This window comes from Cytobacillus sp. SAFR-174 (assembly GCF_051964675.1).
Taxonomy (GTDB): domain Bacteria; phylum Bacillota; class Bacilli; order Bacillales; family Cytobacillaceae; genus Cytobacillus.
On record NZ_JBQCMZ010000039.1, the window covers coordinates 1 to 16,603 of the forward strand.

General features: G+C 43.0%; 19 protein-coding genes. 10 read left to right on the forward strand and 9 right to left on the reverse strand.

What is annotated here, in order from left to right:
• Positions 1 to 398: 398 nt before the first annotated feature.
• Positions 399 to 1,178, reverse strand: coding sequence for a hypothetical protein (locus ACTHRG_RS23195; RefSeq protein WP_440232154.1), 780 nt, complete (start codon positions 1,176 to 1,178; stop codon positions 399 to 401).
• On the opposite strand from ACTHRG_RS23195, the gene ACTHRG_RS23200 reads away from it, so the two are divergent.
• The 4 genes from ACTHRG_RS23200 to ACTHRG_RS23215 all read left to right on the forward strand — a co-directional run bounded on the left by ACTHRG_RS23200 (position 1,177) and on the right by ACTHRG_RS23215 (position 5,381).
• Entirely contained in the window at positions 1,177 to 1,554 is a 378-nt protein-coding gene (locus ACTHRG_RS23200; protein ID WP_440232155.1) for a DUF309 domain-containing protein, read from the forward strand. The two genes, ACTHRG_RS23195 and ACTHRG_RS23200, sit on opposite strands and share 2 nt — an antisense overlap.
• Before the next feature lie 79 nt (positions 1,555 to 1,633).
• Complete coding sequence (locus ACTHRG_RS23205) at positions 1,634 to 3,136, forward strand: leucyl aminopeptidase (RefSeq protein WP_440232156.1); 1,503 nt, start codon at positions 1,634 to 1,636, stop codon at positions 3,134 to 3,136.
• Between the two features lie 241 nt (positions 3,137 to 3,377).
• Entirely contained in the window at positions 3,378 to 4,688 is a 1,311-nt protein-coding gene (locus tag ACTHRG_RS23210; protein WP_440232157.1) for a Na+/H+ antiporter family protein, read from the forward strand.
• Between the two features lie 96 nt (positions 4,689 to 4,784).
• Positions 4,785 to 5,381, forward strand: a complete 597-nt coding sequence (locus ACTHRG_RS23215) for a sulfite oxidase-like oxidoreductase (protein WP_335691828.1) — start codon at positions 4,785 to 4,787, stop codon at positions 5,379 to 5,381.
• Positions 5,382 to 5,416: 35 nt separating this feature from the next.
• Here ACTHRG_RS23215 and ACTHRG_RS23220 read toward each other — a convergent pair whose 3' ends face one another.
• The 5 genes from ACTHRG_RS23220 to ACTHRG_RS23240 all read right to left on the reverse strand — a co-directional run bounded on the left by ACTHRG_RS23220 (position 5,417) and on the right by ACTHRG_RS23240 (position 9,213).
• Positions 5,417 to 5,941 (reverse strand): MerR family transcriptional regulator, encoded by a 525-nt coding sequence (locus ACTHRG_RS23220; protein ID WP_440232158.1) that lies wholly within the window; start codon positions 5,939 to 5,941, stop codon positions 5,417 to 5,419.
• Between the two features lie 257 nt (positions 5,942 to 6,198).
• A complete protein-coding gene (locus ACTHRG_RS23225) occupies positions 6,199 to 6,702 on the reverse strand; it encodes a phosphatase PAP2 family protein (RefSeq protein WP_440232160.1) in 504 nt (167 codons plus the stop codon).
• Positions 6,703 to 7,015: 313 nt separating this feature from the next.
• Positions 7,016 to 8,044 carry an alpha/beta fold hydrolase gene (locus ACTHRG_RS23230; protein ID WP_076258165.1) on the reverse strand — a complete coding sequence of 343 codons (1,029 nt, stop codon included), beginning with the start codon at positions 8,042 to 8,044 and terminating at the stop codon, positions 7,016 to 7,018.
• A complete protein-coding gene (locus tag ACTHRG_RS23235; protein WP_076258166.1) occupies positions 8,045 to 8,401 on the reverse strand; it encodes a hypothetical protein in 357 nt (118 codons plus the stop codon).
• 38 nt (positions 8,402 to 8,439) lie between these two features.
• Positions 8,440 to 9,213, reverse strand: a complete 774-nt coding sequence (locus ACTHRG_RS23240) for an SDR family oxidoreductase (protein ID WP_076258167.1) — start codon at positions 9,211 to 9,213, stop codon at positions 8,440 to 8,442.
• Between the two features lie 181 nt (positions 9,214 to 9,394).
• On the opposite strand from ACTHRG_RS23240, the gene ACTHRG_RS23245 reads away from it, so the two are divergent.
• Complete coding sequence (locus ACTHRG_RS23245; RefSeq protein WP_076258168.1) at positions 9,395 to 9,649, forward strand: hypothetical protein; 255 nt, start codon at positions 9,395 to 9,397, stop codon at positions 9,647 to 9,649.
• A 58-nt stretch (positions 9,650 to 9,707) separates the two neighbouring features.
• Here ACTHRG_RS23245 and ACTHRG_RS23250 read toward each other — a convergent pair whose 3' ends face one another.
• Complete coding sequence (locus tag ACTHRG_RS23250; protein WP_440232162.1) at positions 9,708 to 11,117, reverse strand: alanine/glycine:cation symporter family protein; 1,410 nt, start codon at positions 11,115 to 11,117, stop codon at positions 9,708 to 9,710.
• Between the two features lie 286 nt (positions 11,118 to 11,403).
• Between ACTHRG_RS23250 and ACTHRG_RS23255 the strand changes: the two genes are divergently transcribed.
• The 3 genes from ACTHRG_RS23255 to ACTHRG_RS23265 all read left to right on the forward strand — a co-directional run bounded on the left by ACTHRG_RS23255 (position 11,404) and on the right by ACTHRG_RS23265 (position 14,486).
• Complete coding sequence (locus tag ACTHRG_RS23255; RefSeq protein WP_076258170.1) at positions 11,404 to 12,645, forward strand: PucR family transcriptional regulator; 1,242 nt, start codon at positions 11,404 to 11,406, stop codon at positions 12,643 to 12,645.
• Between the two features lie 117 nt (positions 12,646 to 12,762).
• Positions 12,763 to 13,893 carry an alanine dehydrogenase gene (ald, locus tag ACTHRG_RS23260; RefSeq protein WP_076258171.1) on the forward strand — a complete coding sequence of 377 codons (1,131 nt, stop codon included), beginning with the start codon at positions 12,763 to 12,765 and terminating at the stop codon, positions 13,891 to 13,893.
• Between the two features lie 344 nt (positions 13,894 to 14,237).
• On the forward strand, positions 14,238 to 14,486 hold the full coding sequence (locus tag ACTHRG_RS23265; protein ID WP_163144902.1) for a hypothetical protein: 249 nt from the start codon (positions 14,238 to 14,240) through the stop codon (positions 14,484 to 14,486).
• A gap of 37 nt (positions 14,487 to 14,523) precedes the next feature.
• Here ACTHRG_RS23265 and ACTHRG_RS23270 read toward each other — a convergent pair whose 3' ends face one another.
• Positions 14,524 to 14,763 carry a hypothetical protein gene (locus ACTHRG_RS23270; RefSeq protein WP_227888695.1) on the reverse strand — a complete coding sequence of 80 codons (240 nt, stop codon included), beginning with the start codon at positions 14,761 to 14,763 and terminating at the stop codon, positions 14,524 to 14,526.
• 410 nt (positions 14,764 to 15,173) lie between these two features.
• On the opposite strand from ACTHRG_RS23270, the gene ACTHRG_RS23275 reads away from it, so the two are divergent.
• Positions 15,174 to 15,797: a DedA family protein gene (locus ACTHRG_RS23275; protein ID WP_440232163.1), complete on the forward strand. Its 624-nt coding sequence runs from the start codon at positions 15,174 to 15,176 to the stop codon at positions 15,795 to 15,797.
• Between the two features lie 32 nt (positions 15,798 to 15,829).
• Here the strand turns inward: ACTHRG_RS23275 and ACTHRG_RS23280 are convergent, their stop codons facing one another.
• On the reverse strand, positions 15,830 to 16,012 hold the full coding sequence (locus ACTHRG_RS23280) for a hypothetical protein (protein ID WP_048012007.1): 183 nt from the start codon (positions 16,010 to 16,012) through the stop codon (positions 15,830 to 15,832).
• Positions 16,013 to 16,118: 106 nt separating this feature from the next.
• Between ACTHRG_RS23280 and ACTHRG_RS23285 the strand changes: the two genes are divergently transcribed.
• On the forward strand, positions 16,119 to 16,502 hold the full coding sequence (locus ACTHRG_RS23285; protein ID WP_048012008.1) for a hotdog fold thioesterase: 384 nt from the start codon (positions 16,119 to 16,121) through the stop codon (positions 16,500 to 16,502).
• Positions 16,503 to 16,603 lie beyond the last annotated feature (101 nt).

Genomic DNA, 16,603 nt, shown 5'->3' on the forward strand with positions numbered 1-16,603 from the left:
TCGGACTCTGACCAGCTCAATTCAGCACTTTGTGTCCGAAGTTGAACCATGTTCGGACTCTGACCAGCTCAATTCAGCACTTTGTGTCCGAAGTTGAGCCATGTTCGGACTCTGACCAGCTCAATTCTGCACTTTGTGTCCGAAGTTGAACCATGTTCGGACTCTGACCAGCTCAATTCTGCACTTTGTGTCTGAAGTTGAGCCATGTTCGGACTCTGACCAGCTTATTTCTGCATTTTTTGTCTGAAGTAAAATCATGTTCGGACCTTGACCAGCTCAATTCAGCTTTCTGTGTCCGAAGCTATACCTGGCTCAGATTCTGCAGATTCAGGAACTTCGTAATGTTATACTAACTAATATTCTCCAACAGATTGTTCCTTCCTGCAAGAGGGTCTGCTTTAAGTTTTTGTTAAACCGCGCTTTTTCTGAAAATAGGCTGTTGCTGTCAGGGAAAGCAAAAGAATCCATTCAAAAGCATTCACTGCAGCGGCACTTTTAACGGGAATATCGATGGCGCTTCCAATAATCATCAAGACGGAACCCGCAAAAAACCAGAACCATCCCTGTTTGCGCCAAATAAATACAGATGCCGCCAGCAATACGGCGGAAATGATCAGCACCATTATCGGAGGGCCGCCCTGTGTCTCTGCGTTTGAATAGCTTAGAACTCCATATTCCCATTTCGCTTCAAGTTCAAGGCCCAAAACCTCGGTGAAAAGCTCCAGAACAATCAATCCGGCAGTGAGCAGGTGTGCAGCCCCTTTTAGTGTACCTGTTATTGCCCAATCTATATCAGCTTGTTTTAAAGTATGCCAGGAATATAGAACAAGCAGCGGCGTAAAAAAGGCATGAATCCAGAATCGGGCATAATTCAGAAGCTTTAGAGTATTGCCTTCCCCGATCAAACTTCCTGCAGCAAGAATTCCATTGTCGTAAATCAATCCGAGAATTACAGGCAGCAGGAAGGCAGCACTAACAGGGCCGCTGTTCTTTACAATGAGAATGGCCCATATAAATAGCAGGATATACCCGGCTGTAAAAGCGGCAAATAATAAAGGATCCATAACATTCTCCTTTCTGTCTCTATTTTCTTTACCCAATAATGAATGATTATATTTAATCCCTTTTCTTTTTGTTAAAATGATCAGTACAAGATCTGGAAAATGGAGTGATTTCATGGAAGATTACCCTCTTGAGTACTATGAATTCTTTGTCAGTTTCAATAAAGGTGATTATTACACCTGCCATGATCTTCTTGAAGAAATGTGGATGACTGATAAAGGCAATTTGTTTTTTAAAGGCCTGCTGCAAATGAGTGTCAGCATTTATCACTATGAATATGGCAATGTCAAAGGTGCAAGGCTAATGATGGAGGCTGCACATGAATATTTACAGGCATACAGACCCGGACATTGGGGATTGGATCTTGAGCATGTGTACTCTTTTATTGAAGAATGCCTCTCTATATTTCCGAAAGATATCGACCGGCTTCCATTTGATAAGGTCGGTATTCTTCCTAAATTACCTCAGCTGGTACTGTATCTGAAGGATTAACAAAGCAGAAATTAGATAGTCGAAATAATTCAATATTTTCGATATAATATAGAGATAAATAGATTATGGGGGTGCCAGTATGTTTTCTGTTAAGAAAGAATTTGACGTTTCAGCCGAACAGGAATGCCTGATTGTTGGTGTTTTTGATAAACCAGCCAGGTTTGAGGGAATACTTGCCCGTGCAGATGAACATTTTGAGGGCTATTTGACAGAACTTGTGAAAAGCGGCGATATCTCTGCCAAGAAAAAAGCCATTGCAAAAATACATACTTTTGGAAAAATTGGGGCCAAACGATTTATTACAGTGGGTCTTGGAAAAGAAAAAGAATTCAGCTTTGAAGACTTGCGTGAAGCTTTAGGAAAGGCATTCAAGGAAGTGAAATCGTCCAAACTTCAAAATGCCGGTGTTTGTCTTGATACTTTTATTGGCGGAAATGTAGATGCGCTGGATGCAGCACATGCACTAAGCGAGGCGTTTGCCCTTTCCACCTATAAGTTTGAAGATTACAAACAGAAATCAAATGAACCGGAAAAGGAAATTGAGAGTATCGCCGTTTATTGTGAAGCCGCAGATGAGGAAGATATAAAGGCTTCCCTTACAGTTGGATATGCCCACGGGAAAGGAACGAACTCAGCCCGCACATTAGTCAATCTGCCAGGCAATATGCTGACTGCCACCGATATGGCAAATTACTCATCTGAACTGGCGTGGAGATACGGGTTTGAAGTGGAAATCCTGGAAAAGGAAGACATGCTTAAGCTTGGCATGGGTGCTCTTTTGGCTGTTAACCAGGGGTCGGCAGAGCCTCCTAAGATGATTGTCTTAAAATATCAGGGCAAGGAAGAATGGAAGGATGTAATCGGCCTCGTCGGCAAAGGAATCACCTTCGATACAGGAGGCTATTCCATTAAGCCGAAGGACGGCATAGTCGGCATGAAATCCGATATGGGCGGTGCAGCGGCAGTACTTGGCGCAATGGAAGTCATCGGCGAACTGAAGCCTGAACAAAATGTTGTCGCAGTCATTCCTTCTACAGATAATATGGTGAGCGGAACCGCATTTAAGCCGGATGATGTCATCACCTCCATGAGCGGAAAAACCATTGAAGTCCTCAACACAGATGCAGAAGGACGTCTGGCACTTGCTGATGCAGTAACATATGCGAAGCACCATGGAGCAGACTACCTGGTGGATGTGGCAACCCTGACTGGCGGTGTCATTGTTGCACTGGGGGAAGAAACAACAGGTGCATTAACCAATAATGAAGAGTGGTTTGAGCAGGTGCTGGAAGCTTCTTATGAAGCTGGCGAACCAATCTGGCGGCTGCCTCTTTTTGAAAAAGATAAAAAAAGAATCAGAAGCAGCAAAATCGCTGATCTGAACAATTCTCCCGGACGTGCCGGCCATGCGATCATGGGCGGAGGTTTTGTCGGTGAATTTGCCGAAGACACACCATGGGTGCACCTCGATATTGCAGGTACAGCCACGACAGGAAAAAGCCATGATCTCGGACCAGACGGCGCGACAGGCGTAATGGTGCGTACATTGGCATTGCTGGTTGAAAGATTTGAAACAAAATAAAAATGAATTTAGAACTCCGGAGCCATCCGGGGTTTTTTTATTCCAGTAAAAAGCCTTAGCTGCCGGCTTAACCATAATACCGGAGATAACAACATCTGGCGTAAACTCCCATTTTTGAATCCGCCTAAAATCATTGACATAAAAAGCAGAAGTATGATAATTTAATACATGTGTTTTAGTTCTCTACCGATTTAGCAGACTAAAGCAAAAGTGGAACAAAGAAAAGAAAGAGGGTTGCATCATGAATGCAGTTATACTTGCAGTTTTGATCATGCTTGTTCTCAGCCTTCTGCGCGTCAATGTGGTTCTTGCTCTTGTGGCAGGTGCATTGGCAGGCGGGCTCGCAGGCGGATTAAGTATAGATAAAACCATTGAAGTTTTTTCAAACGGACTAGGAGGCAGTGCTGAGGTTGCATTGAGTTATGCGTTATTGGGCGGATTTGCCTTAGCCATTTCCGCAACAGGGCTTCCGAATCTATTAGTGGAATGGGTCCTGGACAAGGTCGGAAAAGAAGGGGAGTCCAAAGGGAAAACATTATCAAAGGCACTCATCGTATTTTCTATATTAGTAATGTCTATTTTTTCCCAAAACTTAATTCCCATTCATATCGCGTTTATTCCCATTTTAATTCCGCCATTACTAAAGGTTATGAATGAGCTGCAAATAGACCGGCGTCTGATCGCGTCTGTAGTGACGTTTGGTCTAACCGCTCCGTATATTTTGCTTCCTGCAGGCTTTGGCCAGATCTTCCACGGAATACTCGCAGAAAATATGGAGAACAGCGGGCTGGCAGTGGAAATGGCTGACATCCCGAAGGCTATGCTTATTCCAACAGCCGGTATGGTTGCCGGTCTTTTGGCTGCATTATTTGTTTACCGTAAAAAGAGGGATTATCGTCCATCCGAATTAATTGAGACGGAAAAAGGCAATTACTCCAAAAAGGGCATTATTTTTTCACTCATTGCAATTGCGGCAGCTCTCATCGTTCAGCTGCAGCTTGATTCGATGATCTTTGGGGCACTGACAGGTATTATAGTGATCTACATCAGCGGTGCAATTAAATGGAACGAGGCAGATCAGCTTTTAACTGAAGGTATGAAGATGATGGCATTCATTGGATTTGTCATGCTGGCTGCATTCGGCTTTGCTGATGTATTAAAAGAAACAGGCGATGTCGATAGCCTTGTTGCACAGGCGGCTGAGGTAATTGGCAATAATAAATCACTTGCAGCCTTGCTGATGCTTCTTGTCGGCTTACTTGTTACAATGGGGATTGGATCTTCATTTTCAACCATTCCGATTATTGCAACTATATTTGTGCCGCTTGCACTGGAGGTTGGCTTCAGTCCGATGGCAACGATTGCTCTAGTGGGAACAGCCGCAGCTCTTGGAGATGCCGGTTCTCCTGCGTCAGACAGTACATTGGGGCCAACAGCAGGCTTGAATGCAGATGGACAGCACAATCACATCTGGGATACATGTGTGCCAACATTCCTGCACTACAATATTCCGCTCATCCTGTTTGGTTGGCTGGCGGCAATGATCTTATAATCGTAAGCAGCTTCCCGGAAGGGGGGCTGCTTTCATTGTTATCAGCCTGTAAAGTAGGGTACGATAAAGAAAAAGGAAGGAACGGAGGTGGCTTTAGTGTATTTTGGGAAAATCAGAAAACAGACCTCAAGCCGGGTACCGCCCAATCAAAACGTGACGACAGCCTTTCCTGTACTGCATTACGGAAATGTTCCGTACTATAAGGATATGAAGGAATGGAACCTGCAAATATTTGGAGAAGTGGATAAGGAATTATCCTTTTCGCATGAGGAGATAATGAACCTTCCTCAGACTCTGTACAAAAATGATATCCACTGTGTCACAGGCTGGTCAAAGCTTGATAATGTCTGGGAGGGAGTCTCCGCCGCAGAGATTGCCAGGCTGGCAGGCGTAAAGGATACAGCACAATTTGTGATTCTTCATGCGGAAGAAGGCTGGACCACGAACCTTCCCATTGAAGATTTTCTAAAAAGCACCAGTCTGCTCGCACATACTCATAACGGTGAGCCCCTTACTCCCGAGCATGGATATCCGCTGCGGGCCGTGATTCCGCATCTGTATTTCTGGAAAAGTGCAAAGTGGATTAGAGGCATCGAGTTCTCTAAAACCGACAAGCCTGGTTTTTGGGAGAAAAATGGCTATCACAACTATGGAGACCCATTTCGAGAGCAGCGGTTTAACTGGGATGATTAATAAGAATAAAAGCGTTGCTAACGCTTTTATTCTTATTAAAATCCGAACAGCATTGTGAAAATATTTCTCTTTTTTAATTTCTTCCTGGGCTTCTCCTGATCAAAAACCAGAAGGGTATCAGGAGGGATGTCCCGAGTTTTAACAGCTGTCCTGGCTTCAAGAGCCTCAATTCGTTTAAGCAGGCGTGCATTTTCTTTCTGCAGATCCTCTATTTCGCTGCGGTGCTGAAGCAGCTGATAAGACACCACATCATCTGCTTTTCCGTTCAGCCGCTTCTCAAGCTCGCTGATTTTTAAATATATTTTCTCGATTGCCGGAGCGGCAGCTGCTTCTGCATGGACCGTACCTTTTCTCGTCTTTTTTCCATTTACAGTAACGTCCTGCAATATAATCCCCTGATTAAGCTGATCCTGCACCTGTTTTAGCAGGCTAATGTCTTCTTCCGTAAATAAGTAATGACCCAATTCATTTCGTTCCGTCCGGAGTTCCAGTTGTTTAACCCATCGCTGAATAGTGCTTGGTGAAACCCCTAATAATTTGGCAGCAGCACTCGTATTCATACTGATCCCCTCCCGTTTTCACAAGGAATTCTACCCGTTTAACGTGAAGTCCTTCCCGGCTGACAAAACAAGTTTTCTTTCGCCAAAGAAAGTGCTGATTTTACATTTTTTTTATCGCAGTCTAACGGGCAGTAAGACCCCCACTTCAAGACTCAGAGGAATCAAAGGAGGATAAGAGGGGGTCAAACTGCCCGTAAAGGCCCGATTGGTTCAACTAACAATCAGTGGGGGATAAGGAACCCCCACTGATTGAAGTTTCACTTTATTTCTGGTTTTGAAAGCTTTTCTGTGAACCAGCCTATTGTTCCGCCAATAAGAGCACCGCCAATAACATCGGAAGGGTAGTGGTGGCCTGCCCAGATGCGGGCGAAGCCTGTGCATGCTGAAACCCACAGCAAAATGCGCCCTATAAATTGGTTTCCATAAAAAATGACACTAGAAGCAGCAAACGACACTACTGTATGCTTGCTTGGAAAACTTGAGTCTCTTTTGGCTGGAATTAATAGGCCAACCTTATTTTTTATGAAGGGACGGGGCCTGAAATAACAAATTTTTAGAACCTTATTTACAAAGATAGCAATCAGAGAAGCAGCAGCAGCTTTTTTTGCGGCTGTTCTGGAAGGACCTTTGGCCAGCCACATGCATGCAAGTACAAATAAAAATAAATACCTTGCCCTATTTGATAAAAGAATCATTAAAAAATCAATAAATGCTATACGACCGGATAAACGGTTGATTGCCTTGAAAATCTTCAAGTCCATTATTTGTCTCCTTCTGCTCTTGTCATTGTCAGATGCCTGCTTAAGGCTCTCCTGTGATTGCCTATTGTTCATTTGTTTATTATTTGCAGTTAAGCATGTAAAAACACCATTTGGGCTAACACAAATAAAACCATGCAGCAATTGCATGGTCGTAAAACTAAGCAGAAAATAAGTCTCTAAACACAAATGAAGCAAAACCCATATAAGCACTGACAGTGTAGTCGTTTATAATATAATTTGGATAATTCCATAAAGTCATCAAGTTACCTCCTTTAAATATTGAATCCCCTGCGAGGCAGGGGAATGATAAATATCATATTTTTCCTGATCTTGCTGACAGCCATTTGTCCATATAGTCAGGAACTTTTCCTTCTGAAGTCAGGTTGGCGTGCCCGCCCTGAAGGAGATGAAAAGTTTTATCAGCACTGGACACCAGGTCCATGACCGGAAGAATCTGCTCTTTTGGAACAAGCCGATCATTATCTGAAGCGACAGCGAGCAAATTAGCTTTAATATTACTGAGGGAGGCTTTCTTTTCTCCGATCGTTAATGTACCGTTCACAAGCTTATTGTCTTTTAAAAGATCTTGATGGATTTGCTTCAGTGCAGCCCCTGCAAATGGAATATGGCCATTGGTCCAATGGTTAAATCGCTTCCAGCGGGACGCATAAGCTTCATCATCGGCCCTGGCCAGAAGCGATAAATATGGAGAGTAATAGAGGGGGGAAGTAAAAAGCCGCATACCTGATTTAATGGCAAAGGCGGGGATAAGTCCCCATGCATCAAAAGTGGTTTCCAGGCTGCCTTCTCCATTTCGCAGTTCATCCGCCCATTTATCAAAGACCGGGACAATGCTGAAATCAACCGGTGCAACAGACAATACTAAGTTTTTGACCGGTTCATCCGCAATGGCCGCATAAATGGCTGCAAAGGTGCCTCCCAGGCAAAAGCCCATCACAGTTATTTCGTCTGCTCCCGAGTGATATAAAGCTCTTTTTACCCCCTTCTGGATGTATTCAGTAATATAATCTTCCATCGTAATGTCTTTATCCTCATAGCCCGGAATTCCGAAATCCAGCAAGTAGACATCATACCCGCTGTTAACCAAAGCCTCAATTAAACTGTTCTGAGGTCCCAGGTCCAGAATAAAGGGCTGATTGACTAATGAATAAACAAGGAAAATGGGAATACTGTATTTTTTGCTGGCAGGGGCATAATGCCAGAGAGTAGCCTTATTTCTTTTCCAGACTGCAGTTCTTGGAGTTAAATTGATCTCCGGAGCAGGCTGTAAAAGAGTATTAAAAAATCCAAGCAGTTTTTTGGAAGCTGTATTTTGAGCCATTTATTTTTCCGCGCTTTCAGCAGGGCTGCCAAGTGCTTTTTTTATTTCCTCAATTGATCTGGCCAAAGCGATGACTTTTTCGTCAATCTGATCCATTTTTTCTTCAGCCTGAACAGTTAGTTTTGCTGCATTTGCTACGTCGGTCTTGGTAGGAAAGTTAAGAGGGATGGATAGTGTCTCAATGGCGTCCCGGAGTTTTTTCATGCTTGCTGCAGTCACCTCGGAACGGGTGACTAAGTTTTTGAAAATATCTTCTTTGTTAATAGAGTTCTGAATAGATTCATTCAGTTCTCTTTCCACTTTTGTTCCTAACTTTTTTATTGCCTGCAATAGGGCTTCTGTATGGTTAATAGACATAAACTTTCTCCTTTCTTTAAAGTTAGCTCTGTGAAACCTTAAAGGGATACCGTCATTCCTCCATCTACGACTAATACCTGTCCTGTCACGTAATCAGACGCTTTGGATGATAAGAAGACAGCTGCTCCTTTTAAGTCATGTTCGCTGCCAAATCTTCCGGCAGGAATCTTTTTGAGAATAACTGAACTCGATTTTTCAAGGACTTTTGTAATTTTGGTAGGAAAGAAGCCTGGAGCAATAGCGTTTACTTGAATGCCGGCAGGAGCCAATTTTACAGCTAAATCCTTTGTAAGTGCGATAACTGCCCCTTTACTTGTGCTGTAAGCCACTGCATCAAGAAATGCCGAGTGGGTGCCCCTCATTCCATTTACGGAAGAAATATTAATGATTTTGCCGCTTCCCTGCTTCGTCATCACTTTTGCGGCAGCCTGTGAAAATAAAAACAGCCCTTTTAAGTTCACATTCATGACTTTGTCCCATTTATCGGCAGGCAGATCCAGAAAAGGTGCAACCCAGGATGTACCGCTATTGTTAATGAGGATATCGATGCTTCCAAATGTCTCCAGGGTCTTTTGGATGACCTTCTGAATGTCTTCTTCCTTGGTGATGTCGCATTCGATGGCAAGGGCATTAACTCCTTTGGCTTCAAGGCTTTTTCTGACATGCTCACATGCTTCAATTCTGCGTGAGCAGACGACAACATTTGCTCCTGCTTCCCCAAGTGCATTTGCCATTTGCTCACCGAGTCCGCGTCCTCCTCCAGTGACAATGGCTGTTTTATTGCCTAAATGAAATAACTCGTTCAATTCCAACGTTATCCCTCCCTTATTTATTATTAAGAAGCAATCCTGATTTTTAAAATAGACTTCGATATAGTATAGACAAGTTCACCTCATGTGGTGCTAAAATTGTATATTTGCCTTGTCCCAAAAATGTATAAGGAAGACAAAAACAGAAAAGGATGGATAACAAACGGGGGAGGGAGGCGAAAAGGTGGAAAGAGAACAAATCGAGGAGCTTTTTGAAGAAAGCGGATATCCAGGTTTAAACAGCAAGCTTGCCTATAAAGTCTGGATGACAGGGGCATGGGATGATGCGGATGAAGATAGAATAGAAGCGTTTTTAGAGGCGTATTCTTTTGAACAAGAAGGAATTATAACTGGTGAGTTTCTTTATCACTATCGGATATTTGCTTATATTCATGAGAAAATGACCTGCCGTTATTTCCGCTTTAGGGATACCGCCTAAACAAAAACAAACACAGATCAAAGTGAAGGGACCTGTGTTTGTTTTACATATATTAGTATTAGCTAGCCTTATTTAACTGCTTATTTGCTGCTTTATAGTGGTTTTCAAAGAATTCATTAGTATCTTTAACAACCACTTTGCTTAGAAGGATTAGTGCAATCAAGTTAGGAATCATCATTAATGCGTTTGCCATGTCGGCAAATGCCCAAACAGTAGTTAAGTTGGCAACCGCACCGATTCCAGTTGCGAAAATGTAAATGGCACGGTATCCCATAATTCCTTTTGTGCCAACAAGGTATTCAAAGCATTTTTCACCATATACATACCAGCCGACAATTGTTGAGAAGCCGAAGAAAATTACAGAGAAAGCAACGATATATTCACCCGCTGTTCCAAGAACATGGGTAAAGGCTGCACTTGTTAATGCCCCGCCGTCAAGGCTGCCATCATGTGCCACACCAGAGATCAATCCGCCTGTTGTGTCCCAGAAACCAGTCATGATAAGCACCAGGCCGGTCATCGTACAAACTACGATTGTAACAATAAATGTACCAGTCATCGCAACAAGAGCCTGTTTTACAGGATGGTCTGTCTTTGCGTTTCCTGCAATAAGCGCTGCTGTACCAAGACCGGCTTCATTAGAGAAAATACCCCTGGAAACACCATTCTTGATTGCTTCGGATACGACAACACCGACAAAACCGCCTGTCGCTGCTACCGGATTGAAGGCATAGTAGAAGATAGTCTGGAAACCAGGAATGATTTGATCATAGTTAACAGCGAGTATCAGTAATGCCCCGCCGATATAAAGAAAGGCCATAACCGGAACAAAGAATCCTGCAACAGTACTGATGCGCTGAATGCCGCCAAAGATGATTAAGGCTGCCAATACAGCAAGAATAACGCCTGTAATCCAATTATTAATTCCAAAAGAAGTATCCATAACAGCTGCAATTGTATTCGATTGAACACTGTTTCCGATGCCCAGTGCTGCAAAAGCACCAAAGATTGCAAAGGCAACTGCAAGCCATTTAAACTTTTTGCCAAGTCCGCGTTCCACATAATACATCGGTCCGCTGGAGTACTCGCCATTTGCATTTTTTACACGGTATTTCATTGCGAGTAATGCTTCGGCATATTTGGTTGCCATTCCAAGCAAACCAACAATCCACATCCAGAAGATGGCTCCTGGTCCGCCAAGTGTAATTGCAGTGGCAACACCGGCGATATTACCATTACCGATGGTTGCTGCGAGAGCAGTCATTAGAGCCTTAAAGTTACTGACATCCCCTTCATCATTGGATGTAGCCTGACCTTCTTTTGTAAATCCTAATTTAAACGCATATATTAGCCTTCTGAACTGAAGGCCCTTTAGCATGAATGTTAAAAGAACACCCGTACCAAAAAGCAAAATCAAACTTGGTGTGCCCCAGAGCACCCCGTTAATTTTATTAAGCGTCTCAAGCATAAATCATCGCCTCCCAGATGTTAACGCTTTCAAAATCTGTAAATCAAACTATTAAAATATGAGTTTTTTGTGAACATGTCCTATTGTAAAATTATCTGAATATAACTTCAAGGTAAATTAAAAAAGTAAAACTATTAGCAATTTTATAAAAAAGGTGACGGGCACCGCTCGAATTATGTCGAATGGCCTGATGGCTTTGGTAGAGTACAGGGTGGAACCTGAGGTATAATATAATAGGATAGAGAAAGTGCAGATTAAAGAAGTTTTACGATTGGGTGATAATAAAATGGAAAAAGATCCGTTTAAGAGGGCATTTAGTGATCTGGAGGAATTGGTAGATAAGATACGCGATGTCCTGGAATGCCCTGTTACAATAGAAGATGTTAATCATCGCCTGCTGGCATACAGCACACATGATGACCAGACAGATACCGCGAGAATCGCTACAATCATCAGCAGAAAGGTTCCTGAGAAGGTGATTAATCGTTTATGGAAGGATCGTGTGATTCCGCAGCTGATGCAAAGCGGCGAACCACTTAGAATTCCTGAAATAAAGGAGATAGGACTGGGAAATCGGGTAGCCATTTCAATACGCAATCATAATGAGGTATTGGGCTACATCTGGGCTGTTGAAGAAGAAGCCGCTTTATCTGAAAGCAAGCTGAATATGCTAAAGCTGGCTGCACAGTCTGCAAGAACGGAAATGTTAAGATTAAACGCCCAAAAGAAAAAAAGAGCTGAGGGCTACCGGGATTTTTTCTGGGAGCTGTTAACCGGCCGTTTCCATACCCATGATGAAATCTCAGAAAGATTTGAGGAGTTAAGCATAAAACCGCCATCACCGTTTGCTGTGCTAGCCTTTAGGTTTAAAGAAGAAGTTACCTCTAAAATAGAGCAAAAGATCATCTATCTGATCACGACAAGCCAAAAGGTTCATATAACCTTTCATGCCGCGATGGGGAACGAATTCGTAATTCTAGCAGTGCCTCCTGAACCTGCTCTAGCTGAGAATACTTTTATCGAATTCATCGAGTTTTTCATTGATCAAATGAAAACACGTTTTGGCATTGATCATATAAACGGGGCAACAGGAACAACTTATCAGCACTTTGAAAAAGTGGAAAAAAGCTATCAGGAGGCATTGCAGGTTCTGAGTCTTAAAGAACAATTCCCAGAAGAGATCCATCATGTTTATAGCTATCAGCAGCTTGGCATTTTCCGCTACCTTGATGCCATCCTTGAAAAGAAACGGAAGGAACCGTATGAGCACCCGGCTATCGAAAAGATTACTAAATATGACCTTGAGCACCGGACTAATCTGCTCACTACTCTTGAAGCCTTCATTGATCATGACAGCAATGTGAATGAAACAGCTAAAAAGCTGCATATTCATATGAATACACTGAATTACCGATTAAAGAGGATAACCGATATTGGGAAAGTTGACCTGAAGAATACGAATACAAAACTTTCTTTATATCTTGAGCTTAAAATCCGGAGAATGGAAAAGAAGAGCCCTCATTTGTAGATTTCCACAAATGGAGGCTCTTTTATTTTACCGATTTAACAATGACAGCGCTTTACTAAAATTATTATACTGACAATAGTAAATATCATAATTGATAGATTGAAAGGGGATTTTTCCATGATTATTGGAGTACCTAAAGAGATTAAAAATAACGAAAATCGTGTTGCTGCGACACCAGCAAGCGTTGACGCATTAGTAAAGTCCGGACATAAAGTATTAGTAGAAATTGATGCAGGAATTGGAAGCGGTTTCACTAACGAAGATTATACTGAAGTAGGAGCCGTTATCGTAGATACTGCTGCTGAAGCATGGGCTGCTGAAATGGTAATGAAGGTTAAAGAGCCGCTAGCTTCCGAGTATGGTTATTTCCGTGAAGGTTTGGTTCTTTTCACATACCTTCACCTTGCAGCAGAGCCTGAGCTTGCAAAAGCATTAACTGAAAAAGGTGTTACAGCGATTGCTTATGAAACAGTAGAAGTAAACCGCACATTGCCTCTTCTTACTCCAATGAGTGAAGTTGCAGGACGCATGTCTGCTCAAATTGGAGCTCAATTCCTTCAAAAGACGAATGGCGGAATGGGAATCCTTCTTGCAGGTGTTCCAGGGGTATCACGCGGAAAAGTTACCATCGTTGGCGGCGGTGTGGTTGGAATCAACGCAGCGAAAATGGCAATCGGACTTGGAGCACAAGTTACAATCATCGACTTAAGCCCAGAGCGTCTGCGTCAGCTTGACGATATTTTCGGAAACAGCATCCAAACTTTAATGTCTAATCCTTTCAACATTGCAGAAGCTGTAAAAGATGCTGACCTGGTAATTGGTGCGGTTCTAATCCCGGGAGCTAAAGCGCCTAAGCTTGTAACAGAAGAAATGATTAAAACAATGAAGCCTGGTTCAGTAGTTGTTGACGTAGCGATTGACCAGGGCGGTATTTTCGAAACTGTTGATCACATTACAACTCATGACAACCCAACATATGATAAGCATGGCGTTGTTCACTATGCTGTTGCAAACATGCCTGGTGCAGTTCCAAGAACATCTACAATTGCTCTTACAAACGTTACAATTAACTATGCTCTGCAAATTGCAAACAAAGGTGTTGTAAAGGCGATTGAAGACAATGCAGCACTAAAACTTGGCGTAAACGTTGTAAACGGAAGCATCACATACCCAGCGGTTGCTAAAGACCTTGGCTATGAGTATGTATCTGTCGAAGATGCATTTGCTAAAGTAAAAGCAGCTAACTAATATACAAAAAATCCCCTTGGCCAAAAGGCTAAGGGGATTTTGTTTGTGCAGTCAGGGCGCCTTCCGCTTTTCAAGTGCTGTCTAGCTCCAGGCGCCATCGGCTCGAGGTCATAAGCCGATAAGCGGGCGCCCTCCGCTTTTCTAGTGTTTTCTAGCTCCAGCGCCTACCCCCTCGAGGTCACAAGCCAATCCTCCCAAAAAGGCAAAGAACGCCTTTCCGGGAGGCTCGTCTTGTGCTTGTCGGGGGTGGGCAAGGCGCTTCCGCTTTTCTAGCCGCCCACTCAAAATAAGGACATTTGCATATTAAATAGAGAAGGGATTGAAAATGAAGGAGGTTACCCTGCATGTATTATTATAGAGGCCCATATAGAAACGGGAACGAAAGGTTTTTCTTTTTAGGAGCTCCTTTTGTCGGCGGCTTGCTTGGCGGTTTCCTGGGAGGAGGGCTGGGAGCAGCTTTATTTGCTCCACGTCCATTTTACGGCCCTCCGCCTCCACCGCCTTTCTATGGCCCGCCAGGAGCACCATATGCTCCTTACGGCGGTGGTGGATACCCTGGCTATGGCCCATATGGAAACCCATATTACCGTTAAACACGTGAGAAGCTCTCTTGATCGAGAGCTTTTTTATTTACATCCATCTCAGTTTTAGCGTTAAATCACAGCATTTCTGAGGATCCTCTTTGTCTGATTCGAAATGAAGTCTTAGCCCGTCGGGTGTATAGTCAACAGAAGGGACTCGGGAGATGCCTGTCGATTTCAGCAAATTTTCGACTGCCGCCTTGTTGGACTGCTGGGCCGCTGACATCAGTTCATAAGAAAACTTTTTTGACTCTGCCATATTTACAAGCAATGTGCTGGCATCTCTCATGAGAACCTCCATTTTTTTTGCAGAGCTCATGAACATTTGGGGATCCACAGCAGGCAAGGTCCTGTAGAAATGCACAGGGTGATAATAAGTCTGATAGGCCTGCAGATAATTCCAGCAGCTTTGATGCTGAGGAATATACCCGGGCTTTGGGTAGCGAAAATAATAATAGGGGTACATCCGGTTCTGCCCCTTTCGATTAATAATAAATGCACGCATTCCCAATATATGAAAACTAGGCTTTTCCTATGAAGGAACAAAATTGTTTCACCAAAAGTTAGGCATATGAGGTGGATAGGAAGAGAATTTTTTAAAAGGATTGATATTATTAGAAAAGGGGTAAAAGAAGGGAATGAAGAATATATTAGTGTGGTAATTAATTGTGCACAGCTTACATAGATAGGAGGCCCCGAATGGAACTGGAACTGGTTTTGGAAATCATTGAAAATAACGGATATTTGGGGCTGTTTCTCTGGCTTTGGGTAGGAGTTTTTATTTTTCCTGTGCCAAATGAATTGATTGTTATGACTGTTGGACTTTCTTCCTCTTTAAAAACGCTTCACCCTGTGCTTGCATTCATTGTCATTTATCTTGGCATTTTGGCGGCATTGTCAACCTGTTATACCATCGGGCGTTTGATCGGAAGGCCTTTGCTAAAGTACTTTCATAAAAGCAAAAGGATGTCTAAAACGATTGATTCTTCTTTAAAGCTAATGGAAAAGTATCATGCCTTTTCCCTCTCCTTCAGCTATTTTGTTCCGGGTATCCGAAACTTCCTCCCTTTTTTATACGGCTTCAGTAAATTGCCATTTAAAAAATTCGCTTTATTTGCATACAGCGGCGCACTGATATGGCTGTCTTTAGCCTTCGCGATCGGCTACGTATTTGGAGATCATATTGACACTATCATCAAACATGAAAAAGAAATACTGATTGGCCTGGCAGGATTTGCTGCAATCTTCCTTATTATCCGCATTACCAGAAAAAAACGCGGGAAGGAGCAGGAAAAGCTGCATGATCAGGGGCTGGGATTATAGTATAAAAGGCAGCCAGATGCTGCCTTTTATACTTAGTACTGATTACGGTGCTCTACCAGGTCGATGGCTCCTAGTACAATATGGGCAAGCCCAAAACCAACGATGGTATCTGATAACATATTGTTTGTTCTGCGGTTTTGTTTCATTGCATAGCCTGCCGCAGTAACAGCGGTGCCGAGAACAGCCGGAATTAATCCTTCGCGTACACGATCCATGACGGTCACCTCTTTTTTGTGATTGTCCAGGAGGACATCCATAGTTTGTTCTTATATAATGAAGTATAGTATGACAACATTTTACATAGCGAAAGGGGATTGGGGAATGGAATTGAAAGGTACTTTAATCGAAACACTCGGAATGGAAATCGTGTCACTTGAAAAAGGCCGTGTAGTTGCCACTATGCCTGTTGATGAACGCACCCGCCAGCCGTTTGGCCTCCTGCATGGAGGAGCATCTGTCGCCCTTGCGGAAACTGTTGCAAGCATCGGAGCATTTGAACTTTGCGACAAAGAAACGGAGTCCGTTGCAGGGCTTGAGATCAATGCTAACCATATACGCGCCAAAAAAGATGGGATCGTGACGGCTGTCGCAACAGTGCTGCATCAGGGAAGAACTACAATGGTCTGGGATATCAAAATAACAGATGAAAATGACAAACTGGTATGCACATCTAGATGTACCATGGCAGTAATAAAAAGAAAATAAATAATAAAAAACCGCAAGAGGATTTTGATATGCTCCCCTTTAGGTAGACAGATTAAAAAATAAAAATCTGGCTGCTTATGGGGGAGTATTTATTATGTCTA

Bases quoted from the DNA above. Each gene is read 5' to 3' on its own strand.
- ACTHRG_RS23200 (WP_440232155.1), top strand. From the start codon at position 1,177: ATGGAAGATTACCCTCTTGAGTACTATGAATTCTTTGTCAGTTTCAAT.
- ACTHRG_RS23195 (WP_440232154.1), bottom strand. From the start codon at position 1,178: ATGAAATCACTCCATTTTCCAGATCTTGTACTGATCATTTTAACAAAA.
- ACTHRG_RS23205 (WP_440232156.1), top strand. From the start codon at position 1,634: ATGTTTTCTGTTAAGAAAGAATTTGACGTTTCAGCCGAACAGGAATGC.
- ACTHRG_RS23210 (WP_440232157.1), top strand. From the start codon at position 3,378: ATGAATGCAGTTATACTTGCAGTTTTGATCATGCTTGTTCTCAGCCTT.
- ACTHRG_RS23220 (WP_440232158.1), bottom strand. From the start codon at position 5,941: ATGAATACGAGTGCTGCTGCCAAATTATTAGGGGTTTCACCAAGCACT.
- ACTHRG_RS23225 (WP_440232160.1), bottom strand. From the start codon at position 6,702: ATGGACTTGAAGATTTTCAAGGCAATCAACCGTTTATCCGGTCGTATA.
- ACTHRG_RS23230 (WP_076258165.1), bottom strand. From the start codon at position 8,044: ATGGCTCAAAATACAGCTTCCAAAAAACTGCTTGGATTTTTTAATACT.
- ACTHRG_RS23235 (WP_076258166.1), bottom strand. From the start codon at position 8,401: ATGTCTATTAACCATACAGAAGCCCTATTGCAGGCAATAAAAAAGTTA.
- ACTHRG_RS23250 (WP_440232162.1), bottom strand. From the start codon at position 11,117: ATGCTTGAGACGCTTAATAAAATTAACGGGGTGCTCTGGGGCACACCA.
- ACTHRG_RS23255 (WP_076258170.1), top strand. From the start codon at position 11,404: ATGGAAAAAGATCCGTTTAAGAGGGCATTTAGTGATCTGGAGGAATTG.
- ald (WP_076258171.1), top strand. From the start codon at position 12,763: ATGATTATTGGAGTACCTAAAGAGATTAAAAATAACGAAAATCGTGTT.
- ACTHRG_RS23265 (WP_163144902.1), top strand. From the start codon at position 14,238: ATGTATTATTATAGAGGCCCATATAGAAACGGGAACGAAAGGTTTTTC.
- ACTHRG_RS23270 (WP_227888695.1), bottom strand. From the start codon at position 14,763: ATGAGAGATGCCAGCACATTGCTTGTAAATATGGCAGAGTCAAAAAAG.
- ACTHRG_RS23275 (WP_440232163.1), top strand. From the start codon at position 15,174: ATGGAACTGGAACTGGTTTTGGAAATCATTGAAAATAACGGATATTTG.
- ACTHRG_RS23280 (WP_048012007.1), bottom strand. From the start codon at position 16,012: ATGGATCGTGTACGCGAAGGATTAATTCCGGCTGTTCTCGGCACCGCT.
- ACTHRG_RS23285 (WP_048012008.1), top strand. From the start codon at position 16,119: ATGGAATTGAAAGGTACTTTAATCGAAACACTCGGAATGGAAATCGTG.